General features: G+C 70.2%; 23 protein-coding genes and 1 tRNA gene. 14 read left to right on the plus strand and 10 right to left on the minus strand.

Annotated features, from left to right (window positions below):
* Nucleotides 1-60: 60 nt before the first annotated feature.
* From ACIQJT_RS36345 to ACIQJT_RS36380, 8 genes are all read left to right on the plus strand, one after another.
* Nucleotides 61-921, plus strand: a complete 861-nt coding sequence (locus tag ACIQJT_RS36345) for a hypothetical protein (RefSeq protein WP_402649986.1) — start codon at nucleotides 61-63, stop codon at nucleotides 919-921.
* A 23-nt stretch (nucleotides 922-944) separates the two neighbouring features.
* Nucleotides 945-1,019: transfer RNA gene (locus tag ACIQJT_RS36350), tRNA-Gln, on the plus strand.
* Between the two features lie 112 nt (nucleotides 1,020-1,131).
* Nucleotides 1,132-2,580 carry a bifunctional UDP-N-acetylglucosamine diphosphorylase/glucosamine-1-phosphate N-acetyltransferase GlmU gene (gene glmU, locus ACIQJT_RS36355; protein WP_402649987.1) on the plus strand — a complete coding sequence of 483 codons (1,449 nt, stop codon included), beginning with the start codon at nucleotides 1,132-1,134 and terminating at the stop codon, nucleotides 2,578-2,580.
* A gap of 133 nt (nucleotides 2,581-2,713) precedes the next feature.
* Nucleotides 2,714-3,694 carry a ribose-phosphate diphosphokinase gene (locus ACIQJT_RS36360; protein ID WP_053851345.1) on the plus strand — a complete coding sequence of 327 codons (981 nt, stop codon included), beginning with the start codon at nucleotides 2,714-2,716 and terminating at the stop codon, nucleotides 3,692-3,694.
* Nucleotides 3,695-3,891: 197 nt separating this feature from the next.
* The gene (locus ACIQJT_RS36365) at nucleotides 3,892-4,485 is read left to right on the plus strand and encodes a 50S ribosomal protein L25/general stress protein Ctc (protein WP_053851346.1); all 594 of its coding nucleotides are present in this window, start codon (nucleotides 3,892-3,894) and stop codon (nucleotides 4,483-4,485) included.
* A 73-nt stretch (nucleotides 4,486-4,558) separates the two neighbouring features.
* Complete coding sequence (pth, locus tag ACIQJT_RS36370) at nucleotides 4,559-5,161, plus strand: aminoacyl-tRNA hydrolase (RefSeq protein WP_402649988.1); 603 nt, start codon at nucleotides 4,559-4,561, stop codon at nucleotides 5,159-5,161.
* A 52-nt stretch (nucleotides 5,162-5,213) separates the two neighbouring features.
* The gene (locus tag ACIQJT_RS36375) at nucleotides 5,214-5,717 is read left to right on the plus strand and encodes a hypothetical protein (protein WP_365451866.1); all 504 of its coding nucleotides are present in this window, start codon (nucleotides 5,214-5,216) and stop codon (nucleotides 5,715-5,717) included.
* 138 nt (nucleotides 5,718-5,855) lie between these two features.
* The gene (locus ACIQJT_RS36380; protein WP_402650021.1) at nucleotides 5,856-6,545 is read left to right on the plus strand and encodes an LPXTG cell wall anchor domain-containing protein; all 690 of its coding nucleotides are present in this window, start codon (nucleotides 5,856-5,858) and stop codon (nucleotides 6,543-6,545) included.
* A gap of 60 nt (nucleotides 6,546-6,605) precedes the next feature.
* Here the strand turns inward: ACIQJT_RS36380 and ppc are convergent, their stop codons facing one another.
* Nucleotides 6,606-9,347: a phosphoenolpyruvate carboxylase gene (ppc, locus tag ACIQJT_RS36385; RefSeq protein ID WP_365451867.1), complete on the minus strand. Its 2,742-nt coding sequence runs from the start codon at nucleotides 9,345-9,347 to the stop codon at nucleotides 6,606-6,608.
* A 307-nt stretch (nucleotides 9,348-9,654) separates the two neighbouring features.
* On the opposite strand from ppc, the gene ACIQJT_RS36390 reads away from it, so the two are divergent.
* Both ACIQJT_RS36390 and ACIQJT_RS36395 read left to right on the plus strand, forming a co-directional pair.
* A complete protein-coding gene (locus ACIQJT_RS36390; RefSeq protein WP_365451868.1) occupies nucleotides 9,655-10,665 on the plus strand; it encodes a fatty acid desaturase in 1,011 nt (336 codons plus the stop codon).
* Complete coding sequence (locus tag ACIQJT_RS36395; protein WP_053851352.1) at nucleotides 10,662-11,342, plus strand: TetR/AcrR family transcriptional regulator; 681 nt, start codon at nucleotides 10,662-10,664, stop codon at nucleotides 11,340-11,342. The genes ACIQJT_RS36390 and ACIQJT_RS36395 overlap by 4 nt, the downstream gene beginning before the upstream one ends.
* 61 nt (nucleotides 11,343-11,403) lie before the next feature.
* Here the strand turns inward: ACIQJT_RS36395 and ACIQJT_RS36400 are convergent, their stop codons facing one another.
* Together ACIQJT_RS36400 and ACIQJT_RS36405 are read right to left on the minus strand one after the other, a co-directional pair.
* Complete coding sequence (locus tag ACIQJT_RS36400; RefSeq protein WP_078960073.1) at nucleotides 11,404-11,577, minus strand: CsbD family protein; 174 nt, start codon at nucleotides 11,575-11,577, stop codon at nucleotides 11,404-11,406.
* Nucleotides 11,578-11,703: 126 nt separating this feature from the next.
* Nucleotides 11,704-12,504, minus strand: a complete 801-nt coding sequence (locus ACIQJT_RS36405; protein WP_402649989.1) for a trans-aconitate 2-methyltransferase — start codon at nucleotides 12,502-12,504, stop codon at nucleotides 11,704-11,706.
* A gap of 88 nt (nucleotides 12,505-12,592) precedes the next feature.
* On the opposite strand from ACIQJT_RS36405, the gene ACIQJT_RS36410 reads away from it, so the two are divergent.
* Nucleotides 12,593-13,090 carry a MarR family winged helix-turn-helix transcriptional regulator gene (locus ACIQJT_RS36410; RefSeq protein ID WP_007382615.1) on the plus strand — a complete coding sequence of 166 codons (498 nt, stop codon included), beginning with the start codon at nucleotides 12,593-12,595 and terminating at the stop codon, nucleotides 13,088-13,090.
* Here ACIQJT_RS36410 and ACIQJT_RS36415 read toward each other — a convergent pair.
* Nucleotides 13,049-13,816: a response regulator transcription factor gene (locus tag ACIQJT_RS36415; protein ID WP_365451872.1), complete on the minus strand. Its 768-nt coding sequence runs from the start codon at nucleotides 13,814-13,816 to the stop codon at nucleotides 13,049-13,051. The two genes, ACIQJT_RS36410 and ACIQJT_RS36415, sit on opposite strands and share 42 nt — an antisense overlap.
* 276 nt (nucleotides 13,817-14,092) lie before the next feature.
* On the opposite strand from ACIQJT_RS36415, the gene ACIQJT_RS36420 reads away from it, so the two are divergent.
* Nucleotides 14,093-14,551: a GNAT family N-acetyltransferase gene (locus ACIQJT_RS36420; RefSeq protein ID WP_402649990.1), complete on the plus strand. Its 459-nt coding sequence runs from the start codon at nucleotides 14,093-14,095 to the stop codon at nucleotides 14,549-14,551.
* Here the strand turns inward: ACIQJT_RS36420 and ACIQJT_RS36425 are convergent.
* The 4 genes from ACIQJT_RS36425 to galT form a co-directional block, all read right to left on the minus strand.
* Nucleotides 14,541-15,329, minus strand: coding sequence for a hypothetical protein (locus tag ACIQJT_RS36425; protein WP_402649991.1), 789 nt, complete (start codon nucleotides 15,327-15,329; stop codon nucleotides 14,541-14,543). The two genes, ACIQJT_RS36420 and ACIQJT_RS36425, sit on opposite strands and share 11 nt — an antisense overlap.
* A gap of 88 nt (nucleotides 15,330-15,417) precedes the next feature.
* Entirely contained in the window at nucleotides 15,418-16,566 is a 1,149-nt protein-coding gene (gene galK / locus ACIQJT_RS36430) for a galactokinase (protein ID WP_365451878.1), read from the minus strand.
* On the minus strand, nucleotides 16,566-17,528 hold the full coding sequence (gene galE, locus ACIQJT_RS36435; protein WP_365451880.1) for a UDP-glucose 4-epimerase GalE: 963 nt from the start codon (nucleotides 17,526-17,528) through the stop codon (nucleotides 16,566-16,568). Before galE ends, galK begins: the two co-directional genes overlap by 1 nt.
* On the minus strand, nucleotides 17,525-18,586 hold the full coding sequence (galT, locus tag ACIQJT_RS36440) for a galactose-1-phosphate uridylyltransferase (RefSeq protein ID WP_402649992.1): 1,062 nt from the start codon (nucleotides 18,584-18,586) through the stop codon (nucleotides 17,525-17,527). The genes galE and galT overlap by 4 nt, the downstream gene beginning before the upstream one ends.
* Nucleotides 18,587-18,697: 111 nt before the next feature.
* On the opposite strand from galT, the gene ACIQJT_RS36445 reads away from it, so the two are divergent.
* Both ACIQJT_RS36445 and ACIQJT_RS36450 read left to right on the plus strand, forming a co-directional pair.
* Nucleotides 18,698-20,386 (plus strand): sodium:solute symporter family protein, encoded by a 1,689-nt coding sequence (locus ACIQJT_RS36445; RefSeq protein ID WP_365452554.1) that lies wholly within the window; start codon nucleotides 18,698-18,700, stop codon nucleotides 20,384-20,386.
* A 21-nt stretch (nucleotides 20,387-20,407) separates the two neighbouring features.
* On the plus strand, nucleotides 20,408-20,701 hold the full coding sequence (locus tag ACIQJT_RS36450) for a hypothetical protein (RefSeq protein WP_365451884.1): 294 nt from the start codon (nucleotides 20,408-20,410) through the stop codon (nucleotides 20,699-20,701).
* 354 nt (nucleotides 20,702-21,055) lie between these two features.
* Here ACIQJT_RS36450 and ACIQJT_RS36455 read toward each other — a convergent pair whose 3' ends face one another.
* Together ACIQJT_RS36455 and ACIQJT_RS36460 are read right to left on the minus strand one after the other, a co-directional pair.
* Nucleotides 21,056-21,730: a LuxR C-terminal-related transcriptional regulator gene (locus ACIQJT_RS36455; protein WP_365451886.1), complete on the minus strand. Its 675-nt coding sequence runs from the start codon at nucleotides 21,728-21,730 to the stop codon at nucleotides 21,056-21,058.
* A gap of 230 nt (nucleotides 21,731-21,960) precedes the next feature.
* Complete coding sequence (locus ACIQJT_RS36460) at nucleotides 21,961-23,763, minus strand: ABC-F family ATP-binding cassette domain-containing protein (protein WP_402649993.1); 1,803 nt, start codon at nucleotides 23,761-23,763, stop codon at nucleotides 21,961-21,963.
* Between the last annotated feature and the right edge of the window lie 18 nt (nucleotides 23,764-23,781).

The raw sequence follows: 23,781 nt of genomic DNA on the forward strand, positions 1-23,781 counted from the left end.
ACTGCCGAATCGCTCACCGTTCGAGCCCGGAAGATCGGATTCCGCCCGGACGGTATGCCCATGGCACACCCAGAGAACAAGTACGCGGATTTCGAAGGACTGCGGGAGCGGGCGGTCGCGCTGCGGCGACAGGGCTACAGCCTTCGACAGATCCGGGACGAGTTGAAGATCTTCAACAACGACATCCTGCACCGCCTGGTGAAGGGCGAGCCGCCTCCGCAATGGACGAAGCGCCCCAACGCGAAGGACGACCTACGAGCCAGGGCCCGGGAACTCCGCCTCCGGGGCTGGACATACGACCGGATCGAGGCGGAGCTGGGCTGCTCCAGGAGTTCGGTCTCGCTCTGGGTTCGGGATCTGCCGAAGCCGGAGCCCAAGTGCACACCGGAAGAGCAGCGCGCACGCATGAACGCCGGCCTGGTACGCCTGCGCGATTCCCGGGATCAAGAGCGCCGAGCGACCAAGGCTGCTGCGGCAGCGGCCGTCGGCGAACTGTCGGACCGCGAGCTCTTCTTCGCGGGCGTGGCCCTCTACTGGGCCGAGGGCGCCAAGGACAAGCCGCACCGTCGGACCGAGGTGCTGAAGTTCATCAACAGCGACCCCAATGTGATCAGGCTCTTCCTGCGCTGGCTCGAGTTCCTGGGGGTGCGGAGGGAGCGCCTGACCCTGCGCGTGAGCATTCACGAGACCGCAGACGTGGAGGCCGCCGAGAAGTTCTGGGCCGACATCGCCGGTGTGGACACGTCGGCATTCAGCAGGACCACCCTGAAACGGCACAACCCCCGGACGGTTCGCAAGAACACCGGAGACACCTATCGCGGCTGCCTCGTGATTTACGTCCGGCAGAGCGCCGATCTGTACCGTCGCATGGAGGGCGCCTGGTACGGCATAGTAGGAGCCGCCACTCGACGGCCAGACTAAATGTCCGGTTTAGTCGAGCTTGTTCCCCCGTGGTGTAATTGGCAGCACTGTGGCTTTTGGTGCCATCTGTCCGGGTTCGAGTCCTGGCGGGGGAGCCACGCGTCGTCCGGGCCCTGACAGCACTGTCAGGGCCCGCTCTCATGTCCCCCCGGAAACGCCCCGGTATCCTGCGGATGTCACCCCACCCCCTCCACAGCCGAAGGGCATCCCGTGAGCGCCATTCGCCCGGCAGCCGTCGTCGTTCTCGCAGCGGGTGAGGGCACCCGTATGAAGTCGGCCACACCCAAGGTCCTGCACGAGCTGTGCGGCCGTTCCCTGGTGGGGCATGTGCTCGCCGCCGCCCGTGAGTTGGACCCCGAGAACCTCGTCGTGGTCGTGGGGCACGCCCGGGAGCAGGTCACCGCCCACCTCGCCGGCACCGCCGCCGACGTACGAACGGCCGTGCAGGCGCAGCAGAACGGCACCGGGCACGCCGTGCGGATGGCGCTGGAGGAGCTCGGCGGCCGCCTCGAGGGGACCGTCGTCGTCGTGTGCGGGGACACCCCCCTGCTGACCGGCGAGACCCTCAACGCCCTTGCCGCCACGCACTCCACGGACGGCAACGCCGTCACGGTGCTGAGCGCCGAGGTGCCGGACGCGACGGGGTACGGGCGGATCGTGCGGGACGAGACGTCGGGTGCCGTGACCGCGATCGTCGAGCACAAGGACGCCTCCGAGGCGCAGCGGGCGATCCGGGAGATCAACTCCGGGGTGTTCGCCTTCGACGGGCAGTTGCTGGCGGACGCGCTGGGCAAGGTGCGCACCGACAACTCCCAGGGCGAGGAGTACCTCACCGACGTCCTCGGGATCCTCCGCGAGGCCGGGCATCGGGTGGGTGCCTGTGTCGCGGCGGACCACCGCGAGATCGCCGGGATCAACAACCGGGTGCAGCTCTCGGAGGCGCGGCGGATCCTCAACGACCGGCTGCTGACGGCCGCCATGCTCTCCGGCGTCACCGTCGTGGACCCGGCGACCACGTGGGTCGACGTCACCGTGACCTTCGGCCGGGACGCCGTCGTCCACCCGGGCACGCAGTTGCAGGGTTCGACCCATGTCGGCGAGGGTGCCGAGGTGGGTCCGCACAGCCGTCTCAAGGACACGGTCGTCGAAGCCGGCGCCCGGGTCGAGAACACGGTCTCCGACAGCGCCCACATCGGGGCGGGTGCGAGCGTGGGGCCGTACGCCTATCTCCGGCCGGGCACCCGGCTGGGTGCGAAGGGCAAGATCGGGACGTATGTGGAGACGAAGAACGCCTCCATCGGTGAGGGGACGAAGGTCCCGCATCTCTCCTATGTCGGGGACGCGACGATCGGCGAGTACACGAACATCGGTGCCGCGAGCGTGTTCGTGAACTACGACGGTCAGGACAAGCACCACACGACGGTCGGGTCGCATTGCCGCACGGGTTCGGACAACATGTTTGTGGCGCCTGTCACGGTCGGGGACGGGGCGTACACGGCCGCAGGGTCGGTGATCACGAAGGACGTGCCGCCCGGTTCGCTGGCCGTGGCCCGTGGCCAGCAGCGGAATATCGAGGGCTGGGTGGCCCGGAAGCGTCCGGGGAGCGCGGCGGCGAAGGCCGCCGAGGCGGCTTCCCGGGAGGGCGCGAGCGAGGACTGACCGGAAACAGGTGCGCCGAAGTCGTCGTACCGTGATAAGTGCACACCCGCACCCCACCAGCCAGGACGGCCCGTCGCGCCCAGCGGCGCGGTCTGTCGGCATGTGGCTGAGACACCTCTGAGGAGACAGTGCTGTGACCGGGATCAAGACGACCGGCGAGAAGAAGATGATGTTCTTCTCCGGCCGCGCCCACCCCGAGCTTGCCGAGGAGGTCGCCCAGCAGTTGGGTGTCGGGGTCGTCCCGACCAAGGCCTTCGACTTCGCGAACGGCGAGATCTACGTCCGCTACCAGGAGTCGGCGCGGGGCGCCGACTGCTTCGTGATCCAGAGCCACACGGCTCCGATCAACCAGTGGATCATGGAGCAGCTCATCATGATCGACGCGCTGAAGCGTGCGTCGGCCCGCTCCATCACGGTCATCGTGCCGTTCTACGGTTACGCGCGCCAGGACAAGAAGCACCGCGGCCGTGAGCCGATCTCGGCGCGGCTGATCGCGGACCTGATGAAGACGGCCGGTGCCGACCGGATCCTGACCGTCGATCTGCACACCGACCAGATTCAGGGCTTCTTCGACGGCCCGGTGGACCATCTGTTCGCGCTGCCGCTGCTGGCGGATTACGTGGGCCGCAAGGTCGACCGGGACAAGCTGACGGTCGTGTCCCCGGACGCGGGCCGGGTGCGGGTCGCGGACCGCTGGTGCGACCGGCTGGGCGCGCCGCTGGCGATCGTGCACAAGCGGCGTGACAAGGACGTGGCGAACCAGGTGACCGTCCACGAGGTGGTGGGTGAGGTCAAGGGCCGCGTGTGCGTCCTGGTGGACGACATGATCGACACGGGTGGCACCATCTGCGCGGCCGCGGACGCCCTGTTCGCGCACGGCGCGGAGGACGTCATCGTGACGGCCACGCACGGTGTGCTGTCCGGTCCGGCGGCGGACCGGCTGAAGAACTCCCGGGTGAGCGAGTTCGTCTTCACGAACACGCTGCCGACGCCGGGTGAGCTGGCTCACGACCTGGACAAGATCAAGGTGCTGTCGATCGCGCCGACGATCGCGAGCGCGGTGCGCGAGGTGTTCGAGGACGGGTCGGTCACCAGCCTCTTCGACGAGCAGTGAGGCGAGACCGGAGGCGTAAAAACGCTTCTGCATGATCGATTTTTCTGCGGCCTCCCGCGCTGAGTAGACTGCACGAGTTGCTCGGCGAGGGAGGCCGTATCCATGGATGCGGCGGTCCGTTATCGACGCGCTCTTCGTAGCAGGCCGTTCGTGGCCGGGTGACCACGTCCGTTCCTGATTCACGAGGAGTGATCCGCATGTCCGAGGTGAAGCTCACCGCCGAGACCCGCAGCGAGTTCGGCAAGGGTGCCGCCCGTCGCATCCGCCGCGACAACAAGGTTCCCGGTGTTCTGTACGGCCACGGTTCCGACCCGCTGCACCTGACCCTCCCGGGCCACGACCTGCTGCTGGCGCTGCGCACGCCGAACGTCCTGATCTCCCTGGACATCGACGGCAAGACCAACGAGCTGGCGATCCCGAAGTCCGTGCAGCGCGACCCGATCAAGGGCTTCCTGGAGCACGTCGACCTTCAGCTGGTCAAGCGCGGCGAGCAGGTCAACGTCGAGATCTTCGTCCAGACCGAGGGCGAGCTGGCCCCCGGCGGCAACCTGCTGGAGCACGTCCTGAACGCGCTTCCGGTCGAGGCCGAGGCCACGCACATCCCCGAGTCCGTCACCGTCTCCATCGAGGGTCTGACGGCCGGCGACTCCGTCCTCGCCAAGGACATCACCCTGCCGAAGGGCACCAAGCTGGCCGTCGACGGTGAGACCGTCGTCCTCCAGGTGCTGGCCGCGCAGGCCGAGGAGTCGGAGGGCGAAGAGGCCGCGGGCGACGAGGCCGCCGAGGCCTGAGCCCGAGCGCTCGCCGTATAGGCTCCAGCCGCTGCTCCCTGAGGGGGGCGGCGGCTGTTGCACGTGAGGAGACATGGACGTGACCACCCCTGCAGGTGCCCCCTGGCTGATCGTCGGCCTCGGCAACCCCGGGCCGGAGTACGCCGCCAACCGGCACAACGTCGGCTTCATGGTGGCCGATCTGCTGGCCGAGCGGATCGGGGGCCGGTTCAAGCGGGCCGGGAAGGCGCAGGCGCAGGTCGTCGAGGGGCGGATCGGGCCGCCGGGGCCGGCCGGCCGGCGGGTCGTGCTGGCCAAGCCGATGTCCTTCATGAACCTGTCCGGCGGACCGGTGAACGCGCTCAAGGACTTCTACAAGGTGCCGGTCGCGAACATCGTGGCGGTCCACGACGAGCTCGACATCGACTACGGCGTCCTGCGGCTCAAGCTCGGCGGCGGGGACAACGGCCACAACGGGCTGAAGTCGATGACGAAGGCGTTCGGGGCGGAGTACCACCGGGTGCGGTTCGGGATCGGGCGCCCGCCGGGCCGTATGCAGGTCGCGGACTTCGTGCTGAAGGACTTCTCGTCGAGCGAGCGCAAGGAGCTCGACTACTTCGTGGACCGTGCGGCCGACGCGGTGGAGGCGCTGGTGACCGAGGGTCTTGAGCGGGCGCAAAGCACGTATAACTCCTGACTTGTCCCCCGGTGCGCCGGGCCCGAGTTGACCCCGCGCAGGCCCATGGCCAATGATCCCGGCCATGCCTGCCACCGCCCCCACCGCCCGCCGGGCCTCGGTCGCCGCGCTGCGGTTCGGACGGCTCGCGTCGATGGGGACGGTCACGCTGCTGATCCTGGTGGCGGGGGTGTGGGGGTCCTGGGGCAGCGCGCAGTACGTGATGCTGACCAAGGGGCGGGAGCGCGGCACGGTCGAGGTGACCCGGTGCGCGCAGGACATGTGCAGCGGTCCGTACACGCCCCTGTCGCACGGGTCCGTGGCGCGCGACCGGGTCGTCATCGAGAAGTCGGTGGCCGTCCGGAAGGGCCGTACCTACCCGGTGGTGGTGAAGCCCGGCAGTGCCGAGGTCGTGCGGTCGGGGACGGCCGGGGTGCTGTACGCCTGGGTGCCGATGGGCGGGGCGCTGCTGCTCGCGTCGGTGGTCGTGGCGGGCGGGCTGCGCAGGAGCGGGCTCGCGTGGGTGCTGGCGGGGTCGGGGACGGCACTGCTCACGGCGGCTTTCGTGACCATCTGAGGGCTTTCGCCGTTGTCGGTTCCTGTGGAGAACGAGAGTGTTGTCTGTTCGTGATTGACCAGAGGTCAGTCGCGGCTGGATGCTGAGCCGCCCCCTCCACATCTTCCCGTTCCACTCTCGAAGATGGACTACTGCCCCATGCGCACCCTCACCCGCTTCGGCGTCCTGTCCGCCGTCGCCTCGGCGGCCCTCCTGGTCGCCCCGGCCGCCCACGCCACCGCTCCCGGTGACAACGGAACCGTGAAGATCCACGACGCCACCACCGGCGAAGAGCTCCGCAAGAACGAGCCGCACGTCTGCACCTTCTACCTCGACGCCTTCGGCTTCGACGCCGTCCAGGAGGTCGACTGGCACATCGAGGCCTGGGCCCCGACGGCCGACGTCAAGGGCGAGACCGTGAAGTCCGGCGAGATCACGCTGGACTCCGAGGGCCACGGCCGCACGGAGGACCTGTCGTTGCCCGACGGTCACTACAAGCTGTTCTGGAACTTCGAGGGGGAGAAGGGCGCCGCCAAGCACAAGGTCTTCTGGACCGACTGCGAGGACGAGCAGGGCGGCGGTACGACGGCCACGCCGACGACCTCGCCCTCCGGCACCCCCGGAACGGGCGGATCGGCCTCCCCCAGCGCCGAGCCCAGCGAGTCCGCCGGCGGCGGCTCCACCGAGCCCGGGACCTCCCCGTCGGCTTCTTCCTCCGCCTCCGCGCAGGGCACCACCGGTGACCTCGCCGAGACCGGCAACGGCGCTCCCGTCGGCCTGCTCTCCGGGGTCGCGGCCGCGCTGCTGGCGGCGGGCGCTTACCTCGTCGTCCGGCGGCGCCGGGCCTGACGTACCGAAAAGGCGGTGCCCCCGGAATCCGGGGGCACCGCCTTTTCGCGTGTGCGGGGGTCAGCCGGTGTTGCGCAGGCCCGCGGCGACGCCGTTGACGGTCAGCAGCAGGGCGCGGGAGAGCAGCGGGTCGGGCTGCTCACCGGCGGCGGCCGCCTCGCGCTGGCGCTTGAGCAGCGCCACCTGGAGGTAGGAGATCGGGTCCAGGTAGGCGTCGCGGATGGCGAAGGTCTGCTTGAGGACCGGGGCGGCGTCGAGGAGTTCGTCCTCGCCGGTGATCTTCAGGACCTCGCGGACGGTCAGTTCGTGTTCGGCCTTGATGGTGTCGAAGATGTGCCGCAGCTCCTCGGGGACGAGGGTGTCGACGTAGTGGGCGGCGATCCGCAGGTCCGTCTTGGCCAGCGTCATCTCGACGTTGGAGATGAAGTTGCGGAAGAAGTGCCACTGCTCGTGCATCTCGTCGAGCACGGTGTCCAGGCCCGCCTCGCGCAGCGCCTTCAGGCCGGAGCCGACGCCGAACCAGCCGGGCACGATCTGGCGGGACTGGGTCCAGCCGAACACCCACGGGATGGCCCGCAGCCCGTCCAGGGAGACGCCCGAGCCGGGGCGGCGGGACGGCCGGGAGCCCAGGTGCAGGTCGGCGAGCTGGTCCACGGGCGTCGAGGCGAGGAAGTACGTCGGCAGGTCGGGGTCCTCGACGAGCCTGCGGTAGGCGGCGTGCGCGGCGTCCGAGACGACGTCCATCGCCGCGTCCCAGCGGGCCAGGGCCTCGTCGGACTGGCGGGGCGCGGTGTGCAGGGCGGACGCCTGGAGGGTGGCGGCGACCGTGAGTTCCAGGTTCTCCCGGGCCAGGGACGGCACGAGGTACTTGTCGGAGATGACCTCGCCCTGCTCGGTGACCTTGATCTCGCCCTCCAGGGTGCCCCAGGGCTGGGCGAGGATCGCGTCGTGCGAGGGGCCGCCGCCGCGGCCGACGGTGCCGCCGCGGCCGTGGAAGAGGCGCAGGCGCACGCCGTACCGGTGCGCCACGTCACGCAGGCGCCGCTGGGCGCGGTGGATCTCCCACTGCGAGGTGGTGATGCCGCCGAACTTGGAGGAGTCGGAGTAGCCGAGCATGACCTCCTGCACATCGCCGCGCAGGGCCACGAGCCTGCGGTACGACGGGTCGGAGAGCATGTCCTCCAGGATGGTGTCGGCGGCCTTGAGCTCGTCGGTGGTCTCCAGGAGCGGCACGATGCCGATCTTCGCCCACCCGGCGTGCAGGTCGAGCAGACCGGCCTCACGGGCCAGCACCGCCGCCGCGAAGACGTCGTCGGCGCCCTGGCACATCGAGATGATGTACGACTCGATGACCTCGGGTCCGAAGACCTCCAGGGCCCGCTTCACGGTCTGGAAGACGCCGAGGGTCTTCTCGCCGGCCGCGTCGACCGGGGCCGGGGTGGGCGCGAGGGGCCGGCGCGAGCGCAGCTCCTTGGCGAGCAGCTTGGCCCGGTACTCGCGGGGCATGTCCGCGTACCGCCAGGACTCCTCGCCGAGCCGGTCGAAGAGCTGGCCGAGGGCGTGGTGGTGGGCGTCGGCGTGCTCGCGGACGTCCATGGTGGCCAGCTGGAGGCCGAAGGCGGCGAGGGTGCGGATGGTGCGGTTCATCCGGCCGTCGGCGAAGAGCCCGCCGCGGTGTTCCCTCAGCGAGGTCTGGATGAGGGTCAGGTCGTGCAGCAGCTCGCTGGTGCCGAGGTAGTCCCGGCCGTCCTCGTGCGGGATGCCCTTGGCCAGCCGGGTCTTGGTGTTCTCCAGCTTCTGCCGGATGCAGGTGGCCTTGAGCCGGTACGGCTCCTCGGCGTTGAGGCGCTTGTAGCGGGGGCTGATCTCCGGCAGGCGCTCCAGGTCGGCCTTGAGGGACTCCAGGAGCTCCTCGGTGGCGCCGGTGTAGCGGATGGAGTTCGACAGGAAGCCGCGCAGCTCGTCGATGAGCTCCAGGGCGTCGTTGATGCCGTGCTCGTGCTGGAGGATCAGGACGTCCCAGGTGACCTGGGGCGTGACGTTGGGGTTGCCGTCGCGGTCGCCGCCGATCCAGGTGCCGAAGGTGAGGGGGCGGGTGGCGTCGGGGATTCTGACGCCGACACGCTCCAGTTCCGCCGTCAGGTCCTCCAGGACGTCGCCGACCGCGCCGGCGTGCAGCTCGTCGAGGTAGTAGATGGCGTTGCGGGCCTCGTCGGCGGGCTCGGGGCGCACCACGCGCAGCTCGTCGGTCTGCCAGACGAGGTCGATGTTCTCGGCCAGACGGGTGTCGTAGCGGCGCCGGTCCGCCTCGATGACCGGGGTCTCCAGGAGGGCCGCGATCCGGCGGAGCTTGTTCAGCACCGAGCGGCGGGCGGCCTCGGTGGGGTGGGCGGTGAAGACCGGGCGGACGTTGAGGTTGGCGACGGTCTGGCGCAGGTGCTCGGGGTCGGCGTCCTTGAGGCGGTCGGCCGTACGGGCGAGGAGTCCGCCCTCGGCGGCGCGCCGGGCCCGCAGTTCACGGCCGCGGTGCACCTGCTCGGTGACGTTGGCCAGGTGGAAGTAGGTGGAGAAGGCGCGGACCAGCTTGGCGGCGGTCTCCAGTTCGGTGCCGCGCAGCAGCTCGGCGGCGGCCTCGCCGTCCTCTCGGGTGAGGCGGCGCACCTTCTCGACGAGTTCCAGCAGCTCGGGGCCCTCCTGGCGGACGAGGGTCTCGCCCAGGAGATCGCCCAGCCGGCGGATGTCGGCACGCAGCTCGGTACTGGTCGACGTGGCGCTCGTAGTCAGGTCGTCGGCACTGCTCACAGGTGCGGCTCCTTGCAGTGTTGAAGCTCGTCCGGGAGGGGAACCCGGAGCGCGGTCGTGCGGCAGCCGCCGCATACGGCCGGGTCATCCGGGAAGAAATCAGAGCGGACCGCGCTGTCCGACCGACTCCAAGGATAGGTGTCCATGCGGACGCGCAGACTCTCGGGCTCTTGTCGCCGGGCGCCGCACTGCCATACTTACGACGCCGTAGGTTACGGAACCGTAGGGACCGTCGTCACGGAACCCGGGAAGGACTCCCGCAGCCCGGCATCTGTTCTCAACCCTCGAAACCCCACAGGGGACGCCCATGACCACGCGCTCCGATGTGATCGCAGACGCCCCGAAGGCGCCCGACGGCTCGACTCCGCCCTCCGCGACACTGGGCGGTGAGCAGAAGCGTTCGATCGAACAGATCACGCTGCTCCTCTTCATCACCGTTCCGTTCCTCGCCCTGCTCGCGGCGGTGCCGCTGGCCTGGGGCTGGGGCGTGAGCTGGCTCGACCTGGGCCTTCTGGTCTTCTTCTACTACCTCGGCTGCCACGGCATCACGATCGGCTTCCACCGCTACTTCACACACGGCTCCTTCAAGGCCAAGCGGCCGCTCCGGATCGCGCTGGCGATCATGGGATCACTGGCGGTCGAGGGGCCGCTGGTGCGGTGGGTGGCCGACCACCGCAAGCACCACAGGTTCTCCGACGCCGAGGGCGACCCCCACTCGCCGTGGCGGTTCGGGGAGACGGTCCCGGCACTGATCAAGGGCCTGTGGTGGGCCCACATCGCCTGGATGTTCGATGAGGAGCAGACCCCGCAGGACAAGTACGCGCCGGACCTGATCAAGGACCCGGCGATCCGGGCGATCTCCCGCCAGTTCATCTACTGGACGATGCTCTCCCTCGCCCTGCCCGCCGTGATCGGCGGTCTGGTGACGATGTCCTGGTGGGGCGCCTTCACCGGGTTCTTCTGGGGCTCCCTGGTCCGGGTCTGCCTGCTGCACCACGTGACCTGGTCGATCAACTCGATCTGCCACGCGGTCGGCAAGCGGCCCTTCAAGTCGCGGGACCGCTCGGGCAACGTGTGGTGGCTGGCCGTGCTGTCCTGCGGCGAGTCCTGGCACAACCTGCACCACGCCGACCCGACGTCGGCGCGGCACGGGGTGATGCGGGGTCAGCTCGACTCCTCCGCGCGGATCATCCGCTGGTTCGAGATGCTCGGCTGGGCGTACGACGTGCGCTGGCCGTCACGCTCGCGTATCGATTCGCGCCGGAACACGGACGGGGACGGCTCCCGGCGCAAGGAGGAGACCGTCGAGGCGGCATGATGGACGCCGTGGCGACCGACTCCAGCAGTACCCCGAGCAGCGAAGCGAAGCCGCGGCGAGCCCGGCGCACCCGGATGACGGGGGCCGAACGCCGCGCGCAGTTGCTGGAGATCGGTCGCACGCTCTTCGCCGCGAAGGGCTTCGAGGGCACGTCGGTGGAGGAGATCGCGGCGAAGGCCGGCGTCTCCAAGCCGGTGGTGTACGAGCACTTCGGCGGCAAGGAGGGCCTGTACGCGGTGGTGGTGGACCGTGAGATGCGGCGCCTGCTGGACATGGTGACCAGTTCCCTGACCGCCGGCCACCCCCGGGAACTGTGCGAACAGGCCGCCTTCGCCCTCCTCGACTACATCGAGGAGTACACGGACGGCTTCCGCATCCTGGTCCGCGACTCCCCGATCCCCCAGTCCACGGGTTCCTTCGCCTCGCTCATCTCGGACATCGCGACCCAGGTGGAGGACATCCTGGGCCGCGAGTTCAAGCGGCGCGGCTTCGATCCCAAGCTGGCCCCGCTGTACGCCCAGGCACTGGTCGGCATGGTCGCCCTGACCGGTCAGTGGTGGCTGGACGTGCGCCGCCCGAAGAAGGCGGAGGTGGCGGCGCACCTGGTGAACCTGGCCTGGCACGGCCTGGACGGGCTGGAGGCCAAGCCCCGCCTGATAGGACGCAGGAAGAGCTGAGCCGGACCGCACGACGGCCCGGGCACCTAGGGGTGCCCGGGCCGGTGCGTCGTCCGTGCCGTCAGTGCTTGAAGGTGTCCTTCGCCTTCTCCTTGGCCTGGCGCGCGTCGCCCTTGGACTGCGCCATGCGGCCCTCGGCCTCCATGCTCTCGTTGCCGAGCGCGCGCCCCACGGCCTCCTTGGCCTTGCCCTTGGCCTGTTCCTTCTTGGCCTTGGCCTTCTGGTCTCCTGCCACCGTTCTCACTCCCAGCGATTGCAGACTCCGCGGTCTTCACTGCGGGTGACCCGGCCATCGCCGGTCAAACAGAGAAATCCAGCCGCGTCCCGACGGGGTCGCGGGCGTCAGCCCTCCTTGCAGGTGTCAGCCCTCCTTGCGGGCGACGGCGAAGACGCGGCGGAAGGGGAACGGCGTGCCGTGCGGTCCCGCCGGGTACGCCTCGCGCAGAGCCGCCCGGTAGGCGGTCAGGAACTCCTCCCGGGCCGGCGGGTCGTCGGCGAGGGCGGTGAGGAGCGGGCGCAGGCCCGTGCCCTTGACCCAGTCGAGGACCGGGTCCTCGCCCTGGAGCAGGTGCACGTACGTCGTCTCCCAGGCGTCCACCGCGCAGCCCAGGTCGGCCAGTTCCGCCAGGTAGGCCTCGGGCGTGCGGACGGCGTCCTCGTGGCGCAGGGTGTGCGCGAGCCCGGCGCGCTCGGCGAGCTCGCGCATCAGCCGGTGGCTCGGGGAGTCGAAGTTGCCGGGCACCTGGAAGGCGAAGGTGCCGCCCGGCGCCAGTCCCGCCACCCACGCCCGGAAGCGCTCCACGTGCCCCGGCACCCACTGGAGCGTGGCGTTGCTGACGATGAGGCCGTACGGCCGCGCGGGCGTCCAGGTGCGGACGTCCGCGTGGGCGAAGTCGAGGCGGCCGCCGCCGGGGGTGGGGCCGGCGTACTCGACGCGTGCCTTGTCGAGCATCTCGGCGGAGTTGTCGTAGCCGGTGATCCGGGCCGTGGGCCAGCGGGCGGCGAGCAGCGCCGTCACGTTGCCGGGGCCGCAGCCGAGGTCGGCGATCAGGGGCCGGTCCCCGGGCGGGTCCGGGATGCGGGCGAGCAGGTCGGTGAAGGGGCGGGCGCGGTGGTCCGCGTGGCGGAGGTACTGGGCGGGGTCCCAGGTGGGGGTCGTCATGTCTCTCACCTTCCCCGGCGCTTCTCTTGACGTCAAGACACTCGACATCAAGAGACTTCATGTCGACACAACCACTACACTGATCGTCATGGAGGACGAGGTCGATCGGCTGGTCGCTGCGTGGCGCCGGGAGCGCCCTGACCTCGACGTGGAACCGCTCGAGGTGCTCAGCCGGGTGAGCAGACTGGCCCGGCACCTGGACCGGGCGCGCCGGCTCGCCTTCGCGGAGCACAGCCTGGAGCCCTGGGAGTTCGACGTGCTGACCGCGCTCCGGCGCGCGGGGACGCCGTACCAGCTCTCCCCGGGGCAGTTGCTGACGCAGACGCTGGTCACCTCGGGCACCATGACCAACCGCATCGACCGGCTGGCCAAGAAGGGCCTGGTGGAGCGGCTGCCCGACCCGAGCGACCGGCGCGGGGTGCTGGTCCGGCTCACCGAGGACGGCAAGGACCGCGCGGACCAGGCCCTCGCCGGTCTGCTGGAGCAGGAGCGTGCGATCCTCGCCGAGCTCTCCCGCGCCCAGCGCGGGGAACTGGCCGGACTGCTACGCCAGTTGACCGCCCCGTTCGACAACATCCCCGGCTAGGTCGACCGGGCCCACGCCCGCGCGCCGCGCCAGGGCGACGGCGGCCAGGGTGGAGTGCACGCCCAGCTTGCCGAGGACGTTCTGCATGTGGGTGCGCACGGTGTGCGGGGACAGGAACAGTCTCTCCGCCACCGCCTTGCGGCCGAGACCGGCCACCATGCAGCGCAGCACCTCCCGTTCGCGCGGGGTGAGGGACTCCACCAGCCGCTCGCTCTCGGTGCGGTGCTTGCGGGCCGCGGTGAGCTCCCTGAGCACGCCGGTGAGCAGGGCGGGCGGCAGATGGGTCTCGTCGCGCAGCACCCCCCGGATGACGGTGAGCAGCCGGGACAGCGAGCAGTCCTTGGCGACCCAGCCCGAGGCGCCGGCCTGGAGGGCGAGCGCGGCCCGGCGCGGGTCGTCCTTCTCGGCGAGCACGACGATCCGGACCGCGGGCTGCGCCGTGCGGACCCCGGCGACCAGCGAGATGCCGTCGACGAGACCGTCCTCGCCGCCGTCCTGCACGGACATGGCGGACCTGATGCCCTGGACGTTGCCGCCCAGGTCGGCGTCGACGAGCAGCACGTCGAAACGGCGGCCCTCGGCGGCCGCGCGCTCCAGACTGCGCAGCGCGGCGGGACCGCTGCCGGCCGCGGAGACCTCCACGTCGGGCTCGGCCGCCAGCGCGGCGGCGAGCGACTCGGCGAAGATGCGATGGTCGTCGACGACCAGGACTCGGATGCGAACCACGAAACCCCCTTCCCCAAGCTCTCGAAGAGCAGGGGATACCCCGTCGTCCTCGACTGAGGACGACTCGGGAGACGACACCGTCGCGGGCACGACGCCCGAAGCACGATGGCCGCACGGCCGCCGCCGTGCAAGAACTGCTACCCCCACTTCGGGCGCCGTACCCGACCGTCTCGCCCCCTGATGCACAGCACCGGCCCCCACCGGTGCTGTTCATCAGGGTACGGCCGGGGGCCAGGAGCGGAAGGTTATTTGCAGAACTGGCTGTCCGGTGCGTTTATGGTGAGCCGCATGTTTCGTCTGGAGACAGAAGTCGACAAAGCCCGGCGGGATCTGCTCCGCAAACGGCTGCTGGAGACCAACACGGCGGCCTCCCCGGTCCTGCGCGCACTGCGCGGAACCCCAGGTGAACGGGAACTTCCGCTCCACGTCTGGGCGTTGGACGACTCCGGCGCGTTGGCGGGCGGACTGGTCGGCCACACCTGGACGAGCTGGCTGCACGTGACCCATCTGTGGGTCGACGGACGGCACCGCGGGGCGGGCCTGGGTTCGCAGTTGCTCGCACACGCGGAGCGCACGGCGCACGACGAGCGGGGCTGTGCCTCCGTACGCCTGGAGACCTGGGACTTCCAGGCGCCGGATTTCTACCGGAAGCACGGGTACGAGGTGGTGTGCGTGATCCCGGACTATCCGCCGGGGATCACGGAGTACACCCTCACCAAGCGGCTCACCGCCTGAAACGCCACGAGCCCGGCTCGTCCGCCGGCTCCATGCCCAGCTCCCCCGCGATGCCGGCCGCGCGGCGGTGGGGGACGTCGGGGTAGTGCGCGGGGTGGACCTCGACGAACCCGTGGTCGTCGGCCGAGGCCGTGCGCAGCGCCTCCCGGAGCGTGTGCTCCTGCTCCGCCACCCTGGCCCGCTCCTCCCGTCGGCGGGCGACGAGCGCACCCCGGCGGGCCGTGGCCCCGACGACGCCGAGCGCGATCAGCGCGAACGCCGCTACGCCCAGGACTTCCCCGGTCGCGCCCGTGTCGTCCGGGAGCCGGGGGCGCAGGGCGCCCGCGGGGTCGGCGAGCACGGTGACGGTCTGTCCGACGGCGAAGCTGCCGGACGCGGCCCGGAGGGCGGGGCCCGGGAGCCTGGTGCCGTCGCGGCGCGCGAGGGCGTAGTCGTAGGTGTCCGCCTCCCGCCCAGTGTCCGGGGCGGGCCAGTCCCGTACGACGGTGGCGGTGACCCGTTCGCCCCGCCGGTCCAGGGTGAGCTCGTCGCGGGCCTGGTCGGCGACGTGCACGGCCGCCAGGGAGGCCCCCACCACCAGCAGCGCGGCCGGCAGCCCCGTCTGGTCCGCGCACAGCTTCGTCAGCAGCACGGCGAGGAGCACACCGTGCGCGATCCACAGGGGCACGAGGAGTGCGCAGCCCTGGTGGTCCGCCAGGACGAAGAAGCCGGCGATCGCGGCGAGCGCGTAGCAGCCGGTGCCGATCGCCGACAGGATACGAAGGCGCCCGCGACTCACGCTCCGACGCTACTGGCGCGTATGCCAGGGAGAGGCCCGGCTTTCCCCAAGTTCGGATCAAGCCGGGCAAAACAGCGGTCAGCCGGTCTCAGGCCAGGCGTCGCGCCCCCGCCGACGGCACCGCCTCGAACACCCGCGGAGCGGTGAACTCGGCTGCGGCGAAGGCCTCTTGGACCGCCTTGGTGATCGTCTCCACGTCGGCCGCCTCGGCCAGCACGATCGCCGAACCGCCGAAGCCGCCGCCGGTCATCCGCGCGCCCAGGGCACCGGAGGCGAGGGCGGTGTCGACGACCAGGTCCAGCTCCGGGCAGGAGATCCGGAAGTCGTCGCGCAGCGAGGCGTGTCCGGCGACCAGCACCGGTCCGATCGCACGGGTCTCGCCCGACTCCAGCAGGGCGACGACCTTCTCGACCCGCTCGTCCTCGGTGACCACGTGCCGCACCAGGCGTACGGCCTCCTCGTCGTCGCCCAGTCGCTCCAGGGCCGCGTCGAGCTCGCCGTAGGGGATGTCCCGCAGCGCGTCCACGCCGAGCAGGGCCGCGCCCCGCTCGCAGCCCGCGCGGCGCTTGCCGTACTCGCCCTCGTTGTGGGCGTGCTTGACCCGGGTGTCGACGACCAGCAGGACCATGCCCTCGGCGGCGAGGTCGAAGGGGATCTGCTTCTGGGCGAGGTCCCGGGTGTCGAGGAACAGGGCGTGGCCGTCCTCGCAGCAGGCGGACGCGGTCTGGTCCATGATCCCGGTGGGGGCGCCGACATAGACGTTCTCGGCGCGCTGGCACAGCCGGGCCAGCTGCCAGCGCTGGAGGCCGAGGCCGAACAGGTCGTTCAGCGCGAGGGCGACGACGACCTCCAGGGCCGCCGAGGAGGACAGGCCCGCGCCCGCCGGGACCGTCGAGGCGAGGTGGACGTCCGCGCCGGTGACCGGGTGCCCGGCCTCGCGCAGCGCCCAGACGACACCGGCCGGGTAGGCGGTCCAGTTCCGGTCGCTCTCCGGGGCGAGGTCGGTGAGGCGCAGCTCCACGACACCGCCCTCGACGTCGGCCGAGTGCAGGCGCAGGACGCCGTCCGTGCGCCGGGAGACGGCCGCGACCGCGGTGTGCGGCAGCGCGAAGGGCATCACGAAGCCGTCGTTGTAGTCGGTGTGCTCACCGATGAGGTTGACGCGGCCCGGCGCCGACCAGACACCCTCGGGCTCGGTTCCGTAGAGCTCCACGAAACCACGCTGCACCTGCTCCACTACTGCTCCCTCGCGATGTACTGCGCGAACTCCCAGGCGTCCGCGACGATCCCCGCGAGATCCGCGCGGGTCGGGTTCCAGCCCAGCTTCTCGCGGGCGGTGGCGGCGGAGGCGACCAGGGTGGCCGGGTCGCCGTCCCGGCGCGGGGCCACGACCTCGGGGATCGGGTGCCCGGTGACCTTGCGGACGGTCTCGATGACCTGGCGGACCGAGAAGCCCTCGCCGTTGCCGAGGTTGCAGATGAGGTGCTCGCCCGGCTGCGCCGCCTTCAGCGCGAGGAGGTGGGCGTCGGCCAGGTCGGCGACGTGGATGTAGTCGCGCACGCAGGTGCCGTCCGGGGTGGGGTAGTCCTCGCCGAAGACGGAGATCGCCTCGCGCCTGCCCTGCGCGACCTGGAGGATCAGCGGGATGAGGTGCGACTCGGGGTCGTGCCGCTCGCCCTGCTTGCCGTAGGCGCCCGCGACGTTGAAGTAGCGCAGGGACACGGCACCGAGGCCGTGCGCGTTCGCCTCGCTGGTGATCATGAAGTCGACGGCGAGCTTGGAGGCGCCGTAGGGGTTGGTGGGCCTGGTCGGCGCCGACTCGACGATCGGCACCTCCTCGGGCTCCCCGTAGGTGGCGGCCGTGGAGGAGAAGACGAGCTTTTTCACGCCCGCCTCGCGCATGGCGCCGAGCAGCGCCATCGTCCCGCCGACGTTGTTGTCCCAGTACTTCTCGGGCTTCACGACCGACTCGCCGACCTGCGAGAACGCGGCGAAGTGGAGCACGCCGTCGAAGGAGGGGTCCAGCCACTTGGCGGCGTCGCGGATGTCGCCCTCGATGAAGGCGGCCCCGGCCGGGACGCCCTCGCGGAAACCGGTGGAGAGGTTGTCGAGGACGACGACCTCGTGGCCGGCCTCCAGCAGGTGCTGGGCCACGACACCGCCGACGTATCCCGCGCCACCTGTCACCAGGTACTTCATGAACTCGCTACCTCTCGCAGTCGCTGTGCCGCGGCTTCCGGACGGATGTCGTTGATGAAGACGTTCATGCCCGACTCGGAGCCCGCGAGGAACTTCAGCTTGCCGGACGTGCGACGAATGGTGAAAAGCTCGAGGTGCAGAGCGAAGTCGTCACGGCTCACGCCCTCGAACTCCTCCAGCTGGCCGAACGGCGCCTGGTGCCAGGCGGCGATGTACGGCGTGGGCGGCTCACCTTCGCCGAAGATCCGGTCGAAGCGCCTCAAGAGTTCCAGATAGACCTGGGGGAACTCTGTGCGGGCCTCCTCGTCGAGGCCGAGCAGGTCCGGCACCCGGCGCTTCGGGTACAGGTGCACCTCGTACGGCCAGTGCGCCGCGTAGGGCACGAAGGCGACCCAGTGCTCGCCCTCCAGGACGACCCGCTCGCCGGCGAGTTCGCTGTCCACCACGGCGTCGAAGAGGTTCTCCCCTCCGGTCGCCTCCTTGTGGGCCGCGAGAGAACGCAGCATCAGTGCGGTGCGAGGGGTGGTGAACGGGTAGGCGTAGATCTGGCCATGCGGGTGACCCAGGGTCACACCGATCTCAGCACCCCGGTTTTCGAAACAGAAGACCTGCTCCACGGAGGGCAGATGCGACAGCTCCGACGTCCGGTCGGTCCACGCGTCCAGGACGAGCCGCGCCTGCTCCTCGGTGAGGTCGGCGAAGGACGCGTTGTGGTCCGAGGTGAAGCAGACGACCTCACAGCGCCCCGAGTCGCCGGCCAGCGAGGGGAAACGGTTCTCGAAGACCACGACGTCGTACGACGAGTCCGGGATCTCGCTCAGCCGCTCACCCTGCGAGGGGCACAGCGGGCACTCGTCGGCGGGCGGGTGGTACGTGCGGCCCTGCCGGTGCGAGGCGACGGCCACGGAGTCGCCGAGCAGCGGATCCCGTCGGACCTCGGACGTGGTGACGGTCCGCTCCAGGGGCCGCCGGTCCACGGCGTCGCGGACGGTGTCGTCGCGCAGGTCGTAGTAGATGAGCTCGCGACCGTCGGCCAGCCGGGTCGAGGTCTTCTTCACCGCTGCGCTCCTTCACTCAAACATAACTAAACACATGTAACCATAAACTCCCACCAAAGTCACCATCGGAATCAAACAAAGCGCATCAGCCGAGGTGTTCAATTGCTGACTATGCAAACCCCCACAAAAGGCGCATACCTGGCCGCCGAGCTCCGGCTCCCCACCAACTGGCTCGACTACACGATCCTCGGGATCTACTTCGTCGTCGTCCTCGGCATCGGCTTCGCTGCCCGTAGATCGGTGAAGACGAGCCTGGACTTCTTCCTCTCCGGACGCTCACTGCCGGCGTGGATCACGGGTCTCGCCTTCATCTCCGCCAACCTGGCCGCCACGGAGATCCTGGGGATGGCCGCCAACAGCGCGCAGTACGGCGCCTACACGGTCCACTGGTACTGGATCGGCGCCATCCCGGCCATGGTCTTCCTCGGCCTGGTGATGATGCCCTTCTACTACGGCAGCAAGGTGCGCTCGGTCCCCGAGATGCTCCTGCTGCGCTTCGACAAGTGGGCGCACCTGCTCAGCTCGGCTCTGTTCGCCTTCGCGGCCATCCTGATCGCGGGCGTGAACCTCTACGCCCTGGCGATCGTGGTCGAGGCCCTGCTCGGCTGGCCGCAGTGGGTGGCCATCGTGGTCGCCGGCGCCTTCGTGCTGGCCTACATCACCCTCGGCGGCCTCTCCTCGGCGATCTACAACGAGGTCCTCCAGTTCTTCGTGATCCTGGCGGCCCTGATCCCGCTGGTCGTCCTGGGCCTGAAGAAGGTGGGCGGCTGGGGCGGCCTCACGGACAAGCTGACGGCCGAACACGGCGAGAACTTCACCACCGCCTGGGGCGGCACGGGCATCGGCAGTGCCAACCCGCTGGGCGCGAACTGGCTGACGATCGTGCTGGGCCTGGGCTTCGTCCTGTCCTTCGGCTACTGGACGACGAACTTCGCGGAGGTCCAGCGCGCCCTGTCGGCGAAGAACCTGAGCGCGGCCCAGCGCACCCCCCTGATCGCCGCGTTCCCGAAGATCTTCATCGTGTTCCTGGTGATGATCCCGGGCCTGACGGCGGCGGCCCTGATCCCCGGCTTCGGCACCGCCGACTCCGGCTACCAGTACAACGACGCCATCCCGTACCTGATGGAACAGCTCCTGCCGAACGGCGTCCTCGGCATCGCGGTCACCGGACTCCTGGCCGCCTTCATGGCGGGCATGGCGGCCAACGTGTCCTCCTTCAACACGGTGTTCACGAACGACATCTGGGCGAGGTACGTACAGCGGGGGCGCGAGGACGGCTACTACGTCCGCTTCGGGCGCCTGATCACGGTGATCGGCGTCTGTGCGTCGGTCGGCACAGCCTTCCTGGCCTCCTCCTTCTCGAACATCATGAGCTACCTCCAGACGCTGTTCTCCTTCTTCAACGTGCCGATGTTCGTCGTCTTCATCGTCGGCATGTTCTGGCGGCGCGCGTCCGCCAAGTCGGGCTTCTGGGGACTGCTGGCCGGCACGGTCGCGGCGATGGTGAACTACTTCTGGATCTACAAGCAGGGCATCATCGACATCCCGTCCGACCAGGGCGCCAACTTCGTCTCCGCGATCGTCGGCTTCGTGGCCGGTGCGGTGGTCATGGTCGCCGTCTCCCTGTTCACCGCCCCCAAGCCGGCCGAGGAACTCCAGGGTCTCGTCTACGGCACGACGTCCCCGGGCATGTCCGAGCCCCCCGCCGTCGGCGACGACGCCTGGTACCGCAGGCCGGCCCTGCTGGGCTGGGGTGCCGTGGTACTGGCCGCCGTCTGCTACATCCCGTTCTCGTTCTGACCGCGGGAGGATTGAGGAACCATGTCCGAACACGACGTCCAGCGAGAAGTCGCCGAACTCCAGGCCAAGTCGGCCACGGCGGCCCGCATCTTCGACCTGCGCCGCATCATCGGCGGCCTGTTCGTCCTCTACGGCATCATCGTCACGATCGCCGGCATCAACCCGTCCGACTCCTCCCTCGACAAGTCGGAGGGCGTCAACATCAACCTCTGGACGGGCCTGGGCATGCTGGCCCTCGGGATCTTCTTCCTGATCTGGCAGAAGCTGAAGCCTGTGGTGCCTGTGCCGGTGGACGAGGAGACCGACGGCGCGTAGAGGTTGTCGGCCGGGCGCGTGGGAGCTGGTCGCGCAGTTCCCCGCGCCCCTAGGGGGGTGCAGTCACGCACGCCACGATGGACCGTTGGTCGCGTACGGCGGTGAGGGGACGGGGTGGGGGGTGTCCGCCCGCAGCGGCCGGCGTCCGTTGCAGAGCACTGCTGAAGTGGCCGAGCCGCCGGACCGAGGACGGATACCCCCCACCCCGGCACCGACCCACCCACCGGCCCGCACGCGCTACACACGCCCCCACCGAACAGGCGGCTGCGCCGCAGGCATCAGGGGCGCGGGGAACTGCGCAAAAACGCCCGCCCCCACCGAACCCGCACCCGGACCCGGACCCGGACCCGCCCCTTACGACCCCACCGGCCCGGCCCGATCCAGCAACCCCGTCCGAGCCGCCAGCGCCGCCGCCTCCAACCGGGACCCCACCCCCAGTTTCATCAGCACCCGCTGCACATGCGTCCGGGCCGTGGACGGCGCTATCCCCATCCCCGCCGCGATCAGCCGGGTGTCCTCCCCGTCGGCCACCCGCACCAGCACCTCCACCTCCCGGGGCGTCAGCATCTGGAGCAGCCGCTGACCCTCGTCGTCCGGCTGGGCCGCGGGATTGAGCAGTTCGCCGAACGCCCCCTGGAGCAACTGCGGAGCAACCGCCGCCTCCCCCGCCCGGGCCTTCATGATCGCCCGCTCGACACCCTCGATGCGCTCGTCGTGCCGTACGTATCCGGAGGCCCCCGCGGCGAACGCCGCGGCGATCCCGCGAGGGCTCGGCACCGGCCCCAGCACCAGCACCGCCACCTGCGGCCGCTCCCGCTTGATCTTCACCACCGGGTCGAACATCCCCGGCTCGGCCGGCGTGGCCGTCCCCAGCAGGCACACCTCGGGCGCCCGGCTGATCACCAGTTCCGCCGCCCCCGCCGCGGGCGCCGCCGCCGCGAGCACCCGGTGCCCGCGCAGTTTCAACGCCGAGGCCAGCGCCTCGGCGAGCAATCGGTGGTCGTCGACCACCATGAGCCGAACTCCCATCGACCAACCCCCCAGTCACCCCGATGGATCCGCGTGAATGCCCCACGGTGAAGCCCACTGATCCGCACGGGCGGAGGACCTCTCCCGGCACTCTCTCCCGGCACCCCCGCCCTTCATGCCCCCGGAAGCTACACGCTAGTTCGACGTTGCGCTTCCCCTACCGGTGAGAAGTGTCCCGGAAGTGCTGAATTCCTGGCTTTCCTGTCGTTCGAGGACGATGTGCCGCACCTTCACGCGTCCTCGGCGAGCTCCAGCCAGCGCATCTCCAGCTCCTCGCGCTCCCCGGCGAGGTCGCGCAGTTCGGCGTCGAGGGAGGCCACCTTCCCGAAGTCCGTGGCGTTCTCGGCGATGGACGCGTGCAGCTTCGCCTCCTTCTCGGAGATCTTGTCGAGCTGCCGCTCGATCTTCTGGAGCTCCTTCTTCGCGGCCCGCTGGTCGGCGGAGCTCTTCTCGACAGCCGGCTTCTCCACCACGGGCGCCGAGGCGACGGCCGCCTCCTCCATCCGCTGCCGTCGCTCCAGGTACTCGTCGATGCCCCGCGGCAGCATCCGCAGGGTGGCGTCCCCGAGCAGCGCGAACACGCGGTCGGTCGTGCGCTCGACGAAGAACCGGTCGTGGGAGATGACGATCATCGAGCCGGGCCAGCCGTCGAGGACGTCCTCCAGCTGGGTCAGGGTCTCGATGTCGAGGTCGTTGGTGGGCTCGTCGAGGAAGAGGACGTTGGGCTCGTCCATCAGCAGCCGCAGGAGCTGGAGGCGGCGCCGCTCACCGCCGGACAGGTCCCCGACCGGCGTCCACTGCTTCTCCTTGTTGAAGCCGAAGGTCTCGCAGAGTTGCCCGGCGGTCATCTCGCGCCCCTTGCCGAGGTCGACGCGCTCCCGCACCTGCTGGACGGCCTCAAGGACCCGCACCGCGGGGTCGAGTTCGGCGACCTCCTGGGACAGGTAGGCGAGCTTGACGGTCCTCCCGACGACGACCCGCCCGCCCGCGGGCTGCTTCTCGCCCTCGGTCCGCGCGGCCTCGGCCATGGCCCGCAGCAGCGAGGTCTTGCCGGCGCCGTTGACCCCGACGAGACCGATCCGGTCGCCGGGGCCGAGCTGCCACGTCACATGCTTGAGCAGGACCTTGGGCCCGGCCTGGACGGTGACGTCCTCCAGCTCGAAGACGGTCTTCCCCAGCCGCGACGAGGCGAACTTCATCAGCTCGCTGCTGTCCCGCGGCGGCGGCACGTCGGCGATGAGCTCGTTGGCGGCCTCGACGCGGAAGCGCGGCTTGGAGGTCCGGGCGGGGGCGCCGCGCCGCAGCCAGGCCAGCTCCTTGCGGACGAGGTTCTGGCGCTTGGTCTCCTCGGTGGCGGCGATCCGCTCGCGCTCGGCACGGGCGAAGACGTAGTCGGAGTAGCCGCCCTCGTACTCGTAGACGTCGCCCTTCTGCACGTCCCACATGCGGGTGCAGACCTGGTCGAGGAACCACCGGTCGTGGGTGACGCAGACGAGCGCCGAGCGCCGCTCGCGCAGGTGCTTCGCCAGCCAGGCGATGCCCTCGACGTCGAGGTGGTTGGTGGGCTCGTCGAGGACGACCAGGTCCTGTTCCTCGATGAGCAGCTTGGCGAGGGCGATACGGCGGCGCTCGCCACCGGAGAGCGGCGCGATGACGGTGTCGAGGCCCTGCGGGAAGCCGGGCAGGTCGAGTCCGCCGAACAGTCCGGTCAGCACGTCGCGGATCTTGGCGTTGCCGGCCCACTCGTGGTCGGCCATGTCCCGGATGACCTCGTGCCGGACGGTGGCGGCGGGGTCGAGGGAGTCGTGCTGGGTGAGGACGCCGAGACGCAGTCCGCCGGAGTGCGTGACGCGTCCGGTGTCGGCGTCCTCCAGCTTGGCGAGCATGCGGATCAGGGTGGTCTTGCCGTCGCCGTTGCGGCCCACGACGCCGATGCGATCGCCCTCGGAGACGCCGAGCGAGACACCGTCCAGCAGGGCACGGGTGCCGTACACCTTGCTGACGTTCTCGACATTGACCAGATTGACGGCCATTTCTCTCCTGCCCGGGGG

It is taken from the genome of Streptomyces sp. NPDC091972 (assembly GCF_044756385.1).
Lineage (GTDB): Bacteria > Actinomycetota > Actinomycetes > Streptomycetales > Streptomycetaceae > Streptomyces.